15 protein-coding genes are annotated in these 16,957 nt (G+C 59.8%); 2 read left to right on the top strand and 13 right to left on the bottom strand.

The genetic code is table 11. The annotated features are described in order from the left end of the window. Positions 1-140 precede the first annotated feature (140 nt). Both gltP and BLU75_RS22280 read left to right on the top strand, forming a co-directional pair. A complete protein-coding gene (gene gltP / locus BLU75_RS22285; RefSeq protein ID WP_084378458.1) occupies positions 141-1,472 on the top strand; it encodes a glutamate/aspartate:proton symporter GltP in 1,332 nt (443 codons plus the stop codon). A 95-nt stretch (positions 1,473-1,567) separates the two neighbouring features. After that, positions 1,568-2,797, top strand: coding sequence for a nucleoside recognition domain-containing protein (locus BLU75_RS22280; protein ID WP_084378459.1), 1,230 nt, complete (start codon positions 1,568-1,570; stop codon positions 2,795-2,797). 111 nt (positions 2,798-2,908) lie between these two features. Here the strand turns inward: BLU75_RS22280 and BLU75_RS22275 are convergent, their stop codons facing one another. From BLU75_RS22275 to BLU75_RS22215, 13 genes are all read right to left on the bottom strand, one after another. After that, on the bottom strand, positions 2,909-3,520 hold the full coding sequence (locus BLU75_RS22275; RefSeq protein WP_084378460.1) for an ABC-type transport auxiliary lipoprotein family protein: 612 nt from the start codon (positions 3,518-3,520) through the stop codon (positions 2,909-2,911). Beyond that, positions 3,517-4,455 (bottom strand): MlaD family protein, encoded by a 939-nt coding sequence (locus BLU75_RS22270; protein WP_084378461.1) that lies wholly within the window; start codon positions 4,453-4,455, stop codon positions 3,517-3,519. Before BLU75_RS22270 ends, BLU75_RS22275 begins: the two co-directional genes overlap by 4 nt. 1 nt (position 4,456) lies before the next feature. Continuing rightward, on the bottom strand, positions 4,457-5,260 hold the full coding sequence (locus BLU75_RS22265; RefSeq protein WP_084378462.1) for an ABC transporter ATP-binding protein: 804 nt from the start codon (positions 5,258-5,260) through the stop codon (positions 4,457-4,459). Next, complete coding sequence (locus tag BLU75_RS22260) at positions 5,257-6,405, bottom strand: ABC transporter permease (RefSeq protein ID WP_084378463.1); 1,149 nt, start codon at positions 6,403-6,405, stop codon at positions 5,257-5,259. Before BLU75_RS22260 ends, BLU75_RS22265 begins: the two co-directional genes overlap by 4 nt. Positions 6,406-6,460: 55 nt before the next feature. Continuing rightward, positions 6,461-7,492 carry a DUF5924 family protein gene (locus tag BLU75_RS22255; RefSeq protein ID WP_084378464.1) on the bottom strand — a complete coding sequence of 344 codons (1,032 nt, stop codon included), beginning with the start codon at positions 7,490-7,492 and terminating at the stop codon, positions 6,461-6,463. 68 nt (positions 7,493-7,560) lie between these two features. Next, complete coding sequence (locus tag BLU75_RS22250) at positions 7,561-8,946, bottom strand: M16 family metallopeptidase (protein ID WP_084378465.1); 1,386 nt, start codon at positions 8,944-8,946, stop codon at positions 7,561-7,563. A gap of 58 nt (positions 8,947-9,004) precedes the next feature. Further along, positions 9,005-10,663 carry a Na/Pi cotransporter family protein gene (locus BLU75_RS22245; RefSeq protein WP_084378466.1) on the bottom strand — a complete coding sequence of 553 codons (1,659 nt, stop codon included), beginning with the start codon at positions 10,661-10,663 and terminating at the stop codon, positions 9,005-9,007. 415 nt (positions 10,664-11,078) lie between these two features. Then, positions 11,079-11,846, bottom strand: coding sequence for a TerC family protein (locus BLU75_RS22240; protein ID WP_084378467.1), 768 nt, complete (start codon positions 11,844-11,846; stop codon positions 11,079-11,081). Positions 11,847-11,911: 65 nt separating this feature from the next. Continuing rightward, positions 11,912-13,219: a CitMHS family transporter gene (locus BLU75_RS22235; protein ID WP_084378468.1), complete on the bottom strand. Its 1,308-nt coding sequence runs from the start codon at positions 13,217-13,219 to the stop codon at positions 11,912-11,914. Positions 13,220-13,624: 405 nt separating this feature from the next. Continuing rightward, positions 13,625-15,586, bottom strand: coding sequence for a DUF7844 domain-containing protein (locus BLU75_RS22230; protein ID WP_084378469.1), 1,962 nt, complete (start codon positions 15,584-15,586; stop codon positions 13,625-13,627). After that, the gene (locus tag BLU75_RS22225) at positions 15,583-15,903 is read right to left on the bottom strand and encodes a DUF2388 domain-containing protein (RefSeq protein ID WP_084378470.1); all 321 of its coding nucleotides are present in this window, start codon (positions 15,901-15,903) and stop codon (positions 15,583-15,585) included. The genes BLU75_RS22230 and BLU75_RS22225 overlap by 4 nt, the downstream gene beginning before the upstream one ends. Before the next feature lie 26 nt (positions 15,904-15,929). Beyond that, positions 15,930-16,238, bottom strand: coding sequence for a DUF2388 domain-containing protein (locus BLU75_RS22220; protein ID WP_084378471.1), 309 nt, complete (start codon positions 16,236-16,238; stop codon positions 15,930-15,932). Positions 16,239-16,345: 107 nt separating this feature from the next. After that, on the bottom strand, positions 16,346-16,666 hold the full coding sequence (locus BLU75_RS22215) for a DUF2388 domain-containing protein (RefSeq protein ID WP_084378472.1): 321 nt from the start codon (positions 16,664-16,666) through the stop codon (positions 16,346-16,348). Between the last annotated feature and the right edge of the window lie 291 nt (positions 16,667-16,957).

Here is a 16,957-nt window from a genome sequence, read left to right as displayed (position 1 = left end):
TGCGCCTTTTTTCGCTTGCCAGTAAGCCATATCGGCCATCTTGCGGTGACCTTCTACGGAGGCTGATGCACACACTTTTTCGCTTCCGGGCGTTCCAGCTGACGCATCTGCCTGAGTCCACTTGAAACAAGGGTAATGACATGAAGAAGGCAAAACTAAGCCTCGCCTGGCAGATCCTCATCGGTCTGGTATTGGGGATTGCAATCGGTGCTGTACTCAACCACTTCAGTGCCGAAAAAGCCTGGTGGATCAGTAACGTGTTGCAACCGGCCGGCGATATCTTTATCCGCCTGATCAAGATGATCGTGATCCCGATTGTGATTTCGTCGCTGATTGTCGGAATCGCCGGTGTAGGTGATGCGAAAAAGCTCGGCCGGATCGGCGTAAAAACCATTGTTTACTTCGAAGTGGTCACCACCATTGCGATTGTTGTCGGCTTGTTGCTGGCCAACCTGTTCCACCCAGGTGCCGGCATCGACATGAGTACCCTAGGTACCGTCGACATCTCCAAGTACCAGGCGACGGCCGCCGAAGTGCAGCATGAGCATGCGTTCATCGAGACCATCCTCAACCTGATCCCCTCGAACATCTTTGCTGCCGTGGCCCGCGGCGAAATGCTGCCGATCATCTTCTTCTCCGTATTGTTCGGCCTGGGCTTGTCGAGCCTCAAGCCTGAACTGCGTGAACCCTTGGTGACCATGTTCCAGGGCGTGTCCGAGAGCATGTTCAAAGTCACCCACATGATCATGAAATACGCCCCTATCGGCGTATTCGCGCTGATCGCGGTGACGGTCGCCAACTTTGGTTTTGCCTCGTTGCTGCCGCTGGCCAAGCTGGTGATTCTGGTGTACGTCGCCATCCTGTTCTTTGCGTTTGTGATTCTCGGCCTGATCGCCCGCCTGTTCGGCTTCTCGGTGATCAAACTGATGCGCATCTTCAAGGATGAGTTGGTGCTGGCCTATTCCACCGCCAGCTCCGAGACGGTGCTGCCGCGTGTGATCGAGAAAATGGAGGCCTACGGTGCGCCGAAGGCAATCTGCAGTTTCGTGGTGCCGACCGGCTATTCATTCAATCTCGACGGTTCGACTCTGTACCAGAGTATTGCGGCGATCTTTATCGCCCAGCTGTATGGCATCGACCTGTCGATTGGCCAGCAGTTGATGCTGGTGCTGACCCTGATGGTCACCTCCAAAGGTATCGCAGGCGTGCCGGGCGTCTCCTTCGTGGTACTGCTCGCGACCCTGGGCAGTGTGGGTATTCCGCTGGAAGGCCTGGCATTTATCGCCGGTGTCGACCGCGTCATGGACATGGCCCGTACCGCGCTGAACGTGATCGGCAATGCGCTGGCCGTGCTGGTTATCTCGCGTTGGGAAGGCATGTACGACGATGCCAAGGGCGAACGCTACTGGAACTCCCTGCCACACTGGCGTACCAAGCAAGTGCTGCCGGCTGGCGATACCCTCCAAGGCTGATCATCGCCTGATGTGAACAAACCCCGGTAAATCCGGGGTTTGTCGTTTGTGTCAGCCCCGTTATCATTCGCCACATATTTCGAGGGGTGTAACTGATGCTCAATGGCCTGTGGCTTGGCTTCTTCGTCGTGGCAATGGTGTCAGCACTGGTGCAATGGCTGGTGGGAGGCAACGCCGGGATTTTTGCGGCAATGGTGGAAAGCATTTTCGCCATGGCCAAGTTGTCGGTGGAAGTGATGGTGCTGCTGTTTGGTACCTTGACCCTGTGGCTGGGCTTCTTGCGCATTGCCGAAAAGGCCGGGATCGTCGAATGGCTGGCCAAGGCCCTCGGTCCGTTGTTCCTGCGACTGATGCCGGAAGTGCCGGCCGGTCACCCCGCCATTGGCTTGATCACCCTCAATTTCGCCGCCAACGGCCTGGGGCTGGATAACGCGGCAACGCCTATCGGCCTCAAAGCCATGAAGGCGCTGCAAGAACTCAACCCCATTCCCAACACCGCGACCAACGCACAGATCCTGTTCTTGGTACTCAACGCGTCCTCCCTGACGCTATTGCCGGTAACAATCTTCATGTACCGCGCCCAGCAAGGCGCGCCCGACCCGACGCTGGTGTTCCTACCGATCCTGCTGGCAACCAGCGCCTCGACCCTGGTAGGCCTGTTATCGGTGGCGCTGATGCAGCGCCTGCGTTTATGGGACCCGGTGGTGCTGGCCTATCTGGTTCCAGGTGCGCTGGTGTTGGGCGGGTTCATGGCATTGCTGGCTACCTTGTCTGCCACGGCGCTGGCCGGGCTGTCGTCGATCCTGGGCAACCTGACGCTGTTTGGCCTGATCATGTTGTTTTTGCTGATTGGCGCGCTGCGCAAGGTCAAGGTCTACGAAACATTTGTCGAGGGCGCGAAAGAAGGGTTCGACGTTGCGAAGAATCTGCTGCCTTATCTGGTAGCAATGCTCTGCGCGGTCGGCGTGTTACGTGCGTCCGGGGCACTGGAATTCGGTCTGGAAGGTATTCGCCATCTGGTGGCCTGGACGGGCCTGGATACGCGTTTTGTAGATGCCTTACCCACGGCGATGGTCAAGCCATTTTCCGGCAGCGCGGCGCGGGCCATGCTGATCGAGACCATGCAGAGCCAAGGTGTGGACAGTTTCCCGGCGTTGGTGGCGGCGACGATTCAGGGCAGTACCGAGACTACTTTTTATGTGCTGGCGGTGTACTTTGGCTCGGTGGGTATTCAGCGTGCGCGGCATGCGGTGGGCTGTGCGTTGCTGGCGGAGTTTGCCGGTGTCGTGGCGGCGATTGCGGTCTGCTACTGGTTCTTTGGCTGAGGCTTGGACCGCTAATCCTGTAGGAGCGAGCTTGCTCGCGAAGACCTCAAGGGCGCCGCGTTATCGTTTAGGTTTTTCGCGAGCAAGCTCGCTCCTACAAGGGTTTGGCTATCAGCGTTTCGGTGCGGTATTGCCCTGCTGCACAGCCCACTCCACCACCTGCTTATTCAAGGCATCCCCAGCCAGCCCAAACCCAGCCACCACCGCTGGTACCTGGGTATCATTTATAGGTTGATGCACCTCGAACCGCTTGGCGGCGATGATCCGTTGATCACTGCTGCGTACCAACCGCGCATCCAGTCGAATCACCACTTCCACCGCGCTGCCCCGATACTCGCTTTGAAAGGCCTGCAACTGCCCGCCCAGCTCGAAATCCGCTTGCAAGTTGGTGTCGTCGGTACTGAGTAGGGTGACCCGCCCGTCGCGCTGGAAGCCATCGAGCAGGCGATTGCGTAACAGCACGGGGGCGGGATCGCTCCAGCGTGACTGAGCGTAACTGCTGATCAAATTACCCTGTGGTACCACGGCAATGCGCGGGCTATCGAGGAATTCGCTGGTCTGTGGCTTGGCCAGGCGCAATGACCAGGCGACGGGGCTGCCTTGGCCGGATGCCTGGGACGAAGGCAGTCGATAGACATCCGACGGATCAGCCTTGGGCAAAATCGAACAAGCGCTGAGCACGGCCAAGGCGAGCGGGGCGATCAGTAGGTAAGCACGCTTCATGGCGTGAACTCCTTGTTTTTCTCGCTGCCCAGCAGGTAGCCGCTGGGGTTGGCTTCCAGGCGGCGGGCAATCGCCCGCAACGCGCTCAGGGTATCGCGCAGTTCGCGCACGGCCGGGGCCAGTTCATTCAGCCCCTGCATACCGCTGTTGAGGGAGTCCTTGTTGTCATTGAGCAAGGTGTTGATGGTCACGGTGCTTTGCTCCAGGGAGCGCATCACGCCTTCGGCACTGCCAAACATTTGCTTGCCTTGGTCGTTGAGCAAGCCGTTGGCGTTACGCATCAATGCGCTGGTCTGTTCCAGGGTGGCGCCGGCCTGTTGGCTGACGTGCGCCAGTTGCTGCAAGACCTGTTTGATATCGCCGCGTTGTTCGGCGATGGCGCCGGTGGTTTGCTCCAGATGTGCCAGGGTGCTGCTGAAGCGATCGACATTGTCCGTGGAAAAAACGCGGTTGGCATTGTGCAGCAGCAGGTTGATGCTGGTCATCAGGTCATTGCTGTTGTTCAGCAGGCGGGCAATGGGCGATGGCGAAGCGGTAATCTGCGGCAGGTTGCCGTTCTTGCCCCTGAGCTCGGGGCTCTGTGGGGTGCCGCCACTGAGCTGGATGATCGAGGTGCCAGTGATGCCGGTCAATGCCAGCTTGGCCTGGGTGTCTTCCTTGATCGGTGTCTGGCCGGCCAGGCGAATACGCGCGAGGACACGGCGTGGATCCTTGGGGTCCAGGCGCAAGCTGGTGACATCACCGACCTTGATCCCGCTGTATTGCACCGCGCTGCCTTGGGACAGACCGCTGACCGCCTCGTTGAAGATCACTTCGTAATCCTGGAAGGCGCTGTCGACGCTGGATTTGGCCAGCCACAGGCCGAATAGCAAGGCGCCGACCACGACAATCACGCTGAACAGGCCGATCATCACATGATGGGCTCGGGTTTCCATGTCATACCTCGTTGAGCTGTTGAGCGGCATCCAGTGCCGCGCGGCCCCGTGGGCCATGAAAGTACTCGTGAATCCAGGCGTCGTCGGTTTCCGAGACAACATCGATGGTATCCGCCACCAGCACCTTTTTTTGCGCCAACACCGCCACGCGGTCGGTGATGGTGTAGAGCGTATCGAGGTCGTGGGTGACCAGAAACACACTCAGGCCCAAGGCATCGCGCAGGGTCAGGATCAACTGATCGAAAGCGGCAGCTCCAATGGGGTCGAGGCCGGCAGTGGGCTCATCGAGGAACAGAATGTCCGGGTCCAGCGCCAGGGCTCTTGCCAGTGCCGCCCGCTTGATCATCCCGCCAGACAGCGAAGACGGGTATTTGTCGGCGGCCGACAAGGGCAGTCCGGCGAGCGCCAGCTTTACCGCCGCCAGATGTTCGGCGTCGGGACGGCTGAGACCGGCATGTTCAATCAGGGGCAAGGCGACGTTTTCCGTCACCGTCAGCGAGGAAAACAGTGCGCCCTTCTGAAACAGCACACCGAAACGGCGCTCCACCAGCGACCGTTGGTGTTCCGGCAGGCTGGGCAGGTCCTGGCCAAACACCCGGACCTGACCTTCGCTGGGCTGACGCAGGCCAATGATGCTGCGCAGCAACACCGATTTACCGCTGCCCGAGCCTCCGACCACGGCCAGAATCTCGCCTTTGTACACATCCAGGTCGAGGTTTTCATGCACGCTCTGGGGACCGAAACGGTTGCCCAGTCCACGGACTTCGATCACCGCCTCAGCGGGCGCTCGCGGGACACGACTCACCAGCCCATCTCCATGAAAAACAGCGCGGCCACCGCGTCGAGCACGATCACCACGAAAATTGATTGGACCACGCTGGAGGTAGTGTGAGCGCCGACGGATTCGGCGCTGCCGCTGACCTTGAAGCCTTCCAGGCAACCAATGGCGGCGATCAGGAAAGCGAAGATCGGGGCTTTCACCATGCCCACCAGGAAATGCTGGACGCCGATGTCCGATTGCAGCAGCGAGAGGAACATGGCCGGCGAGATATCCAGCGCCACCGCACACACCACGCCGCCGCCGATGATCCCTGAAAGCATCGCCAGAAAAGTCAGCATCGGCAACGCTACCAGCAGCGCCAGGACTCTGGGCAGCACCAGCAACTCCATGGGGTCGAGGCCCAGGGTGCGGAGGGCGTCGATTTCTTCATTGGCTTTCATCGAGCCGATTTGCGCGGTGAAGGCGCTGGCGGTACGGCCGGCCATCAGGATCGCGGTGAGCAATACCCCGAATTCACGTAGGAAGGAAAACGCCACCAGGTCCACGGTGAAAATACTCGCGCCAAAACTTTCCAGCACGGTCGCCCCCAGAAAAGCCACCACCGCACCTACGAGAAAGGTCAGCAAGGCGACGATGGGCGCCGCGTCGAGCCCGGTCTGTTCGATGTGCGCAACCACGGGTGTCAGGCGCCAGCGCTTGGGGTGAAACAGGCCACGGGCAAAGGTTTCAAGGATCAGGCCGATAAAACCCAGCAACTTCAGGGCGTCTTGCCAGACGGTATCCACCGCACTGCCGATGCGCGCCAGTAACTGGATGCCGGCGCTTTCCTGCGGTTGTTTGACCGGCACACAGAAATCATTCAGCGAGCGGTAGACGGTTTTGAGCAGCGCACGATCGGCGCCGGACAGGCTGCAGTCGGACTGCTCGGTGCAGTGCTCGATGCGCTCGGGCCCCAGCAGCTCAACCAGCAGCGAGGCTCCGGCGGTGTCGAGGGCGCCCAGGCCGTTCAAGTCAATGCGCGTGCTGACGTCGTATTGGCCGTCGAGCTTTTCCGAGCGCTTTTTCAGTGCCGTGTAGTGCAGCAGCGTCCAGTCCCCGGTAACCCTGAGTCGGGGAGGCTGGGTGGACGCATCCAGATGAGCGTCGCCGGGCGTTGTGCTACTGGTCATAAGCTCCGAGCTTGTTTGGCTATTTCCCAAAGCCTAGGTAATAGCACGATCCAGCTTACTTTGGCGTGTACGTTTGTGCTGTGTCAGTGACTTTAAATCGCAACACGCCGATCACTTGCCCGTCCTCGGTCAACACTCGCACTTGCCAGCGCCCCACGGCATCTGGCGGGAAGTTCTGCTTATGGGTCCAGGCCCGATAGCCTTCCTTTCGGCCGCCGTGGATATCCAGGGCAATGCGATCGACTTCTTTACCGTTGAACTGCCAGACATGGTAAATGCGCTCGTCCAGCCCGCGCGGCGCGTTGATCGCGGTGTAGGCATACAGTCCGCTGCTGCGCAGTTGGCTGGCGCTGACTTCCTTGAGGTCATCTCCCGGAGTGCGATCCTGCAGTTGCGTGCTGATCGCGACCTCGCTCATCCACAGCGTGGCCGGTGGTACCCAACTGCGCAGGAACCAGCCGGCGCAGCCGATGGCCGCGGTGACGCCCAACAGCATCAGCCACCCGCGCACGCTGCGCAGCGGCAGGCTCACCGCGAGGCTGGGGATCGACAACAGCATCGCCACGCCGAGGGCCAATTTGTAACTCTCGGCGGTGGTCAGGTGCAGGATGATCGGTAATGCGGTGAGCAAAGCGGCAAACAGTGTCAGAGTGTGCAACGCTAAAAACAGCGAGCGCTTGGGGGACAGCCATTTGTAGTACAGCGGATCGATGATCGATACCAGCGCGGCGGCGCCCAACAACCCGGTGAAAATCGACTGGCTGCTGTTCCAGGTCGTGGTGACGAAAAAGAATGGCAGGACAAAAAACAGGCTTTCCTGGTGAATCATCTGCGTGGCGTAGCGCAGCAGCGGCTCGGGAATTTCTCGATTGAAGACCTTTCTGAACAACTGGGTGAAGCTGTTTTCCAGCATCAGCCATAACCAGCTCACCAGCATGATGATGGCGATCCAACTGGCCATGCCTTGTTGGCGATCGACGAGGATGAAACTGCCCACCCCCGAGATAAAACCGCCGAGTGCGATCACCCCGGGATAGCGCTTGATCAATTCGAGGAGGCGCTGGATGTAATGGGTCAGGTTAGGCATTCGGCGGTTCACAGTCTTGATAGAAAAAAGCCCAGACAGAATAACGTCTTAGCCGTTGCATTGGGGTGTCATCGCGCAACTGCTTTGCGATAACGACGCACGCCAGACACCACAATGGCTATCAACCCCAGCACCCCCGCGGCCATCCAACCCAGGGCGTCATAGCTGAACAGCGGCTTTTCGATGCGCCAGTAGCCGGGCTGATTGAAGAGTTGGCGCATGGCCTGATTGGTTTGTTCCAGGCTGACAGCTTTAATGCGCTTGGCCGGGTCACTGAAGCGACCTTCGTGGTAGTCGCCGGCCGCGCTCCAATAATAATCGGCCAGGGCGCTGTTACCTTGCACAGCCCAGGCCTGTCGGGCGATGGCGGCCTGTTGCAGGCGGATGAAAGTCGCCGGATCGAGGCCCTCCCTGAGCAACCGGGCCTTGAGGGCTTCCAGGACACGTTCGGCCTCGGGCAGGTCGTCGCGCTGAAGGTCGGCCCTGAGGCTCATGAAGCCGACGCCGCCGCGCACCTCGCGTTCGCTGCCGGGTCCGTAGGACAGGCCGTGCTGCAGGCGAAGATGACGATACAAGGTCCAATCCAGATAGTCCTTGAGCAGGTCGTAAGTCGCGTCGTGCTGATCGTCCAGTACCGGTTCGGGGAACAGCCAGTGCAGTGTGGCGCTATCGCCGACCCAGCCACGGATCAGGTCGCGACGGATGGCTGCGGCGTGCTCGATTTGCGGAAGAAGGCGATGTTCGCTGGGCTCTACCGGCTCCAGCTGGCCATAGGTTCGCTCCAGATAGGCGGGCAGCAGCTTGTCGAGATCGCCGACGATGATCAGGGTCATGTTGTTCGGCGCGTACCAGTCCTGGCGCACCTTCTCCAGTTGGGCACGGGTCAAGTGGCTGACCTCTGCCCGCTCGGCACACTTGAGGCCCAATTCCACCGCCAATTGGTTACTGGCGCCGCGGCCCAGGTCCTGACGATCCAGCAAGCGCTGCAAGTGTGAGTAATGGCCGCCGTCTTCGCGCTCCACCACCTGTTTGGCGGTGTGGATGGCCGCGTCACTCAGCTCGGTACGGGTCAGGATTGCCAGCAACAGGTCCAGCACCTTGCGCTGGTTGTGGGCCGGCGCTTCGATGACAAAGGTGGTGTCGGCGTTACTGGTGTAGGCGTTCCATTCACCCCCCAAGGCTTGCATCTGCTCTTCCAGATCACCCTCGCCGCCGCCGTCGATACCGCTGAACAGCAGGTGTTCCAACAGGTGGGGCAGCTCCTTGTGTTCACAACTGAAGTCATCCAGGCCAACGCCGACCACCAGGCGGATGGCGACGTGACCGCGCTCGGCACCGGGTTTGAGCAACAGTTGCAGACCGTTGGGCAACATATAACCTTCGACTTGCAAGCGATCAAAGGCAAAGGCATGTGCCGAGCCGAAGAGCAGGCAGGCGAATAACAGGCGACGCATAACTGGCTTCCTGGCGAGTGAGGTCGATTGTTAACTGACTTCACGCGCCGCTGTACGTTCAGGGCGAATGCGTGATGTCGATGATATTGTCCACGGCCAGCGCGCCGGTTTCGGAGGTTTCCAGCACCACATAGGCACTGCTGCAGAACAGCGAGTTCAGGCGTTTCATGTCGGCAATCAGCTCCAGGTGCAGGGAGCTGGTCTCGAGGCTTTGCACGATTTTGCGTTGCAGGCGGCTGACGTGGGCGTGGGCCAGGCGTCTTTCCTGGGCGCGGAAACGACGCTTCTCGCGTAACAATTGCCGGGCACTTTCCGGGTCGGCGCTGAGGAACACCGTCAGGCCCAGGCGCAGATTGGCGATCAACTGGCTGTGCAAGCCTGCCAGTTCTTCCAGGCCGACATCGGAAAACGAGCGGCGCTGTGAGGTTTTCTGCTGCTGGACCTTACGCAACATGCGTTCGATCAAATCGCCGGCCAGCTTGAGGTTGATCGACAGCTCGATGATCTCGGCCCAGCGCCGGCTGTCTTGCTCGCTGAGGTCTTCGCGGGGCATTTGCGCCAGATAGAGTTTGATCGCGCTGTAAAGCGCTTCGACGTCATCGCTGAGGCTGCGCATCTCCTGGTTGATGGCGGTTTGTTTGCCGCGCAGCACCTCCAGCATTGAGGTCAGCATGGTGTCGATCAAGTCCCCCAGGCGCAGAGTTTCCCGGACCGCGTTGGCCAAGGCCAGGCTGGGAGTGGTCAGCGCCGTCGCGTCGAGATGACGAGGTCTGGCCAGGCCATTGGCTTCAGGTCGTTCCGGCAGCAGCCAGGCACACAGGCGCGCCATGGGGCCGATGGTGGGCAGCAGGATCAAGCAACGGATTACGTTGTAGAGCAGGTGAAAGGTGATGACCATGCCTTGGGCGCTGTAGTCCAGGGCGTCCAGCCACAACACCAGCGGATCAAGGACCGGGATGATCAGCAGCAAACCGATCAGCTTGTACAGCAAGCTGCCCAGGGCGACCTGGCGCCCGGCGGCGTTTTGCATATTGGTGCTGAGGAACGCCAGCACTCCGCTGCCGATGTTGGCCCCGATCACCAGCCCGATGGCCACGTGCAGGCCAATCACGCCGGCGCCCGCCAGGGTCGCGGTCAGCAGGACAGCGGCCAGACTGGAGTAGGAAATCATGGCGAACAAGGCGCCGATCAACGCATCCAGCAGAATATCGCCGGTCAACGAGGCGAACACGACTTTGACACCTTGGGCGTGGGTAATCGGCCCCGCCGCTTCGACGATCAGTTGCAGCGCGAGAATGATCAGACCCAAACCGATGCCGACCCGGCCCATTTGTCCGGCGCGCGTTTGTTTGCGGGACAGGAAGAAGATCACGCCGAGAAAGATCAGTAGCGGTGATAGCCAGGACAGGTCAAAGGTCAGTACCCGCGCCATCAGCGCCGTACCGACGTCGGCGCCAAGCATGGTTGCCAGGGCGGGCGTCAGTCCCATCAGGCCTTGGCCGACAAACGAAGTCACCAGCATGGCCGTGGCGTTACTGCTCTGCACCATGGAGGTGACCAGAATCCCGGCAATGAACGCCAGCCAGCGCTTGGCCATGTTCTGTCCGATGACTTGGCGCAGATTGGAACCGTAAATCCGCAGGATACCGGTTCGGACGATGTGCGTGCCCCAGATCAACAGGGTCACGGCGGAAAGCAGATTGAGCAGGGTCAGCATGCTCGGCCCCCCTGTGTGGTGTGCTCCACTGGAGCAACGAAATGTTACCGCGTGCCGCTCTACGTCTTGTATTTAAGCTGTAGTTGGCGAATGGGCTTTGCGCCAGCATCGCATAGCTTGAAACAAAACGGTCATCAAACTGGATTTTTACAGACCCTAGAAACCCCTGTAGGAGCGAGCTTGCTCGCGAAAAACCTGAAGACGCCGCGGGGTGTCAGATTTCCCGTGTCATCGTTAACGACCTTCGCGAGCAAGCTTGCTCCTACAGGTGCACCTGAGCCGAGCCGTGTGTAGGCGCGAGCTTACTCGCGAAGACCTCAAGGACGACGCGTTGAATCAGACAGCACACGTCATCGTTGAGGTCCTGCACGAGCGCGAATCAGGCGTCGCCCTCGCTCCTAGCGGGACTGCGGGGTTATTGGCCCGGGAAGTCCTTGCGCAGCTTCACTGGATCTTGCTGTTTTTTCTTCTTCGCGATGGCAGTGCGCATCTTGATATTGATGGCCTCTACCGCCAGCGAGAACGCCATGGCGAAGTAGACGTAGCCTTTTGGCACGTGAACATCGAAGGATTCGGCGATCAGCACCGTACCTACGACCAGCAGGAACGACAGTGCGAGCATTTTCAGCGACGGGTGCTTGTCGATGAACTCGCTGATAGTGCCCGCGGCGAGCATCATCACCAGCACGGCGACGACGATGGCGGCGACCATGACCGGTACGTGGGAAACCATACCTACGGCAGTGATGACCGAGTCCAGGGAGAACACGATGTCGATGATCGCGATCTGGATGATGGTGTAGATGAACTTGCCACCCTTGCCAGTCGGCTCATCATGGGTTTCGTCTTCACCTTCCAGGGCGTGGTACATCTCCTGGGAGCTTTTCCACAGCAGGAACAGGCCGCCGAAGAACAGGATCAGATCGCGTCCGGAAATGCCTTGGCCGGCGACGGTGAACAAGTCTGCGGTCAGTTGCATGACCCAGGTGATCGACAGCAGCAACAGGATCCGCGTGATCATGGCCAGGGCCAGGCCGAAAATCCGGGTACGCGCCTGCATATGCTTGGGCATGCGGCTGACCAGGATCGAAATCATGATGATGTTATCGATGCCCAGAACGATCTCAAGGGCCGTCAGGGTGAAGAAGGCAATCCAGATTTCCGGATTGGTCAGCCATTCCATGTGTATTCCTTTGAGCGAGTGTTAGACCGCACCGGCAGTCAGGCCGGCGCAGTGGGTTGTTACGATTATAGAGCGCTGAACAGCGGAAAAATCCCCATCAGCAAGGCGGCGACCATTATGCACAGGCATACCAGCACTGCCCACTTCAGAGTGAAGCGTTGGTGATCGCCGAATTCGATACCGGCCAGGGCCACCAGCAAGTAAGTCGAGGGTACCAGCGGGCTGAGCAAATGCACGGGTTGACCGACGATCGAGGCGCGGGCCATTTCCACGGCGGTAATGCCGTAGTGGCTGGCGGCTTCGGCCAGTACCGGCAGTACGCCGTAGTAGAACGCATCGTTGGACATGAAGAAGGTGAACGGCATGCTTACCAGCGCGGTGATCACCGCCAGGTACGGGCCCAAGGCTTCAGGGATGACCGCCAGCAGGCTCTTGGACATGGCATCGACCATGCCGGTACCTGACAGGATGCCGGTGAAAATACCGGCGGCGAAAATCAGGCCAACCACGGCCAGCACGCTGCCAGCGTGGGCGGCGACGCGGTCTTTCTGTTGTTGCAAGCACGGGTAGTTCACGATCATCGCGATACTGAACGCCACCATGAACAGCACCGGCAACGGCAGCAGGCCGGCAATCAGGGTGCACATCAGGGCCAGAGTCAGGAAGCCGTTGAACCAGATCAGTTTCGGGCGACGAGCATCCGGAAATTGCGAGACGCTGATTTCGTTGTGGTCGACCTCATCACCCAGCAGATGCAATTCGCCCAGACGTGCGCGTTCACGTTTGCCGTACATATAGGAAATCACCAGGATCGCCAGGACACCAGCGAGCATGGCGGGGATCATCGGTACGAAAATATCCGAAGGGTCCACGTGCAGCGCACTGGCGGCACGTGCGGTTGGACCGCCCCACGGGGTCATGTTCATCACGCCGCCGGCAAGGATGATCAGGCCGGCCATGATCCGTGGGCTCATGCCAATGCGTTTGTACAGCGGCAACATGGCGGCCACGCAGATCATGTAAGTGGTGGCGCCGTCACCGTCCAGCGACACCACCAGCGCCAGCACAGCGGTGCCGACCGAGACTTTCAGCGGGTCACCCTTGACCAGCTTGAGGATCTTGCGCACGGCCGGGTCGAACAGGCCGGAGTCGATCATCAGGGCAAAATACAAGATGGCGAACATCAACATCACGCCAGTCGGCGCCAGCTTGGTGATGCCCTCGAGCATCATCGGACCGATCTTCGGCGCAAAACCACCGAACAGCGCGAACAGGATTGGGATAATGATCAAGGCAATCAGCGCGGACAGGCGCTTGGTCATGATCAGGAACATGAACGTGATGACCATGGCAAAGCCAAGGAAAGTCAGCATAGGAATACTCCAGGCGTAGCGCGACTAGGGAATGGCGAACCGGGGGACGGTCAGCGCAGAACGAAAAACGCGAGGCGTACGGGGGGAGTCGAGATAGACAGGCGGGTACGTGCAAACATCAGAATCACCATTGTTGTTGTAAATTGGGCCCCAGAGCGCTGAAACACTCAGGGTGGCCAACCGGTCTGTCGCCGGTAGTGAAGGCGATCCTAATCGCGCAAGCTTTCAGCCAGCTTTCGCTGCATAAGTTAACCGGTAGCAGCTGTCGAGCCCTGGCGAGGCGGCGTTGGCGGTGTGTGACGCAGCCTCGCCAGGGCTCGACAGCTGCTACGGAAGGGCCCGGTGCTTACGCTTGCCAGGCGTGATTCAAGACGCTACCGGCGAGGAAGTTGCCAGGCGCGTTTTTCAGGGAAGTTGCAGGCCGCCGGCGGCCTTGTGCAATGCCCGCAGATGTTCGCCGACTTGTTTGAGGTTGGCCTCGCAGGCAGCAATCTCGGCCGCGCGTGAAGGCTCGAGCAGCGCCCTCACCTCTTTATCCAGCTCGCCGGTCAGCGATTGCAGTTGTTTCTGGCGCACAGCGCTTTGCGATTCCAGCCGCTGCCATTCCTTGGGCTGCGGCAAACCATAACCGCTGCTGTCGAGCAGTTCCGCCGGGCGACTGAGGAAGCCGCTGTTGGCGAGGATCTGCTGCAAGGTCGCATTTGCCTTGTCCATTCCGCCGTTCTTCAGTTCCCGGGCACCGAGGTAGCGTTGCTTGACCTCGTCTTGGGCGAGCATCAGCTGTTTGCGAAAGCTGGCCTGTTCCAGGAGCAATAACGCGGCGCTGGTGCGCAAATCAGCCTGGGCGAACCAGGGACGACGTTGCTCGGCGCTCAACGCCAGCCAATCTTCGACCTGGGTTTGCTTGATCGGCAAACGCTTCCTCAAGACCTCGAACATCGCCTGGTAGCGCTCGCGGAAGGAGTCGAAATGGTAGCCCAGACGCAAGGCCTCCCGACGGTCGTCGAGTACGCTGGTGTCGGCCAGGCCCCGGGCCGCGAGGACCTCCAGCAAACCGTTGGGGGTGATGTTGTCCAGAGCGGTCAAGCGCGGATTGGCGCTGCCGCTGCGTAACAGTTTCAGGCCTTCCACTGCACAGTTGTTGGACAGGAAGTAGTAATTGCCGTCGTAGCTCCAGTGCATTTCGGCAGCATGCTCGACGGTGTCATTGATCTCCTGGCGCGTGAGGATCAGCGGTACGGATGCCAGGCCGCGCAGTTCAGTCTTGGTGTATTCGTCGATGACTTGGGCCAAAGGCAATATGAACAGCCGCGATGGGTACTTGCCCACCAGCCCGTCCCAACTCGACAACTGTACGTCGCCGACGAACGCGCGGTAGGACAGCACCAGGTGCTGGTCCAGATCCAGGCGGCAATCCGGACCGCGCGGCCGACCAGGCGCGCAAATCACCAGGCGCAGCATGCTGTGGCCCCAGCGGCTCACCAGGTTCTGATTGGCTTCGGCCAACAGGTAATCGATGGCGTAGACCCGTTCAGGATCGACCTGGCCCAATGGCGTCTTGGCAAAATCGTTGCCAGCGTTGAGGAAGGCGAACGTTTTCGCGCAGGTGTCCTTGACCGGCGGCGCCCAACCGAAATGTTCCTTGTAATACCGATACAACGCGGGTCGACGGCAGGCGTAGCTTGGGTCGAGGAGGAAGTACTCCATGTTGACCGCGACGAATTCCTTGGGATTGGTGATCTCGTAAAGGTCTGGACTGCGAGCCGCTTGTCGGTTGTGTTGCTCACGCGCGCCGCGACGACCGACGTACTGCGGCCAGCCGGCCAGGTCCAGCAAGCGTGGATCATCACTGAGGGTAAAGCGGCGGTCGTTCTGGCCACGGCATTGATCGGGCAAGCCAATCAACCCGGTGACGTTGTTCTGGCGACTGCAGCGACGGATCAGCGAGCGCTCGGCAGTTGGCCACAGGCGCGCACGGTCATAGATATGGGTCAGCTCATGCAGCACGGTGGCGAGCAGTTCCTGGCGCACGGTGCCGTGGGGGCGATGAGTTTTGCGGGTGGCGGCGCTGCCGTCAGTCAGGCTGGCCAGCAATTTATGATTGAGGTTCAGTTCAGAGACCAGCGAAGCCTGTCCATAGGCATTGCCTGGCATATCGTCGCTCCAGCTGACGTCAATCCGCCGGTCGAGTTGCGCAATAAAGCGTGGCGGCAGGGCCTGCATGGCTTCATCGAGCAGCGTTTGGCTGGCCTGTTGTTCGGCGCGGCTCAAGCCGTCGGTCTTGAGCCTCAATTGCAGCTCGGCCTGAGCGGTGCCGCCAAACAGCAGCACGCTTGCGGCCAGTGACCAGGCAGCGAAACGCCTCACAATGCGAGGATGGCTTCTGCAAGTACCTGATCGCTGGCGTCGCGGGCTTCTGGCACGCGAGTTCGCAGGGTATCGAAAGCAGCTTCCAGGCGAGCGCCGCGAAGGGTGCCATCGGTGGCGACGAAGCTGGCCGCGTCATCGTGGGCTTCACGCACGACTTTGGAGTCGCGGATGGAGGTGGTGGTATCTGAAGTGAAATCAATGGTGCGGCCAAAGGCACGAACGATGATGTTACTGGTGGCCACCAGGGTTTGCGCCTGGGCGACATCAGCCAACAACACCAAGCCGAGAGCGGCAGCGATCAGCGGGCTACGCATGGGATGACTCCGAAAAACAAAGATGGTTATTGGACGAGAATTGCTTCGGCCAGTTCAAGGTCACTGGACTTAAGTTTTGGTTGGCGTGCACGCAAATAATTCAGTGCCGACTCCAGCCGGGCGCCCCGCCATTGACCTTCAGTGGCAATGAACGCGGCAGCGTCATCCTGGGCCGCCAGGATCCGTTTACGGTCGAACGGAGCGGAGCTGACTTTGCTGGTGGCGTAAGCGCTGACTACGACGCTTTGGGTCGACAGGTCAAAGGCTTGCGCCGAACCCGGCCAGCACACCGCAAACAACGCGGGAGCAATCAACAAACGGTATAAAAAAGCCATGGGACTCGACAATTGAAAACGAGCGCCAAGGCTAGCGCAATGCCCGTACGAGAGCCAGCGCCGAGGCTTCGGGGAGCGGCGGGCGCTCCCCGATTCTCTGTCTGCGATCAGATAGCCAGGATTGCCTGGGCCAACTGAGCGTCAGTAGCGGTGTTCAGTTGCGGCGCTTGTTGGCGGATCTGCGCCAGCGCGCTTTCCAGTTTCACACCGCGAATCGCGCCTTCGCTGGCAACGAAGCTGGCAGCGTCGTCACGGGCAGCGCGCACGACTTTATTGTCGCGCAGGGACGATGTGGCATCAGAGGAGGCGTCAGATGTGGCTTTCAACGCGCCGACGATCGAGTCGGTGGTCATGATGAAGCTCGAGGCACTCGCGTTGGCAGCCAGGGTCAATAAGGCAGCAGCGCTTAGCAGGCGTAGACGGGACATGGGATGACTCCTGAGTATGAAGAAGAAGGTGGCGCACAGCCGCCTCTGTGAGCGGGACGTTGTTGCTATTGGCATCAGACGCGCGTTCTACAGGGTTCGCCACATGATGACAGGATATTAGCTGGCACTTGTCGGTTCGGGTAGCTAAAGGTCGGAAGTTGTTCTTTGGCGCTCAGCTGGAGCGAAAACAGTTCGCAAGGAAACTGTACTTGTTTGATTCGTCTTTTTTAAAATTGTACTTGTCGAGAAGCTGGCCACGCGAGTCATCTTGTTTTTTCAATGCCCAGATAC

The organism is Pseudomonas mucidolens, assembly GCF_900106045.1.
GTDB lineage: Bacteria > Pseudomonadota > Gammaproteobacteria > Pseudomonadales > Pseudomonadaceae > Aquipseudomonas > Aquipseudomonas mucidolens.
The sequence above is the reverse complement of the archived record's forward strand: the minus strand, read 5'-3'. Positions and strand labels throughout refer to the sequence as shown.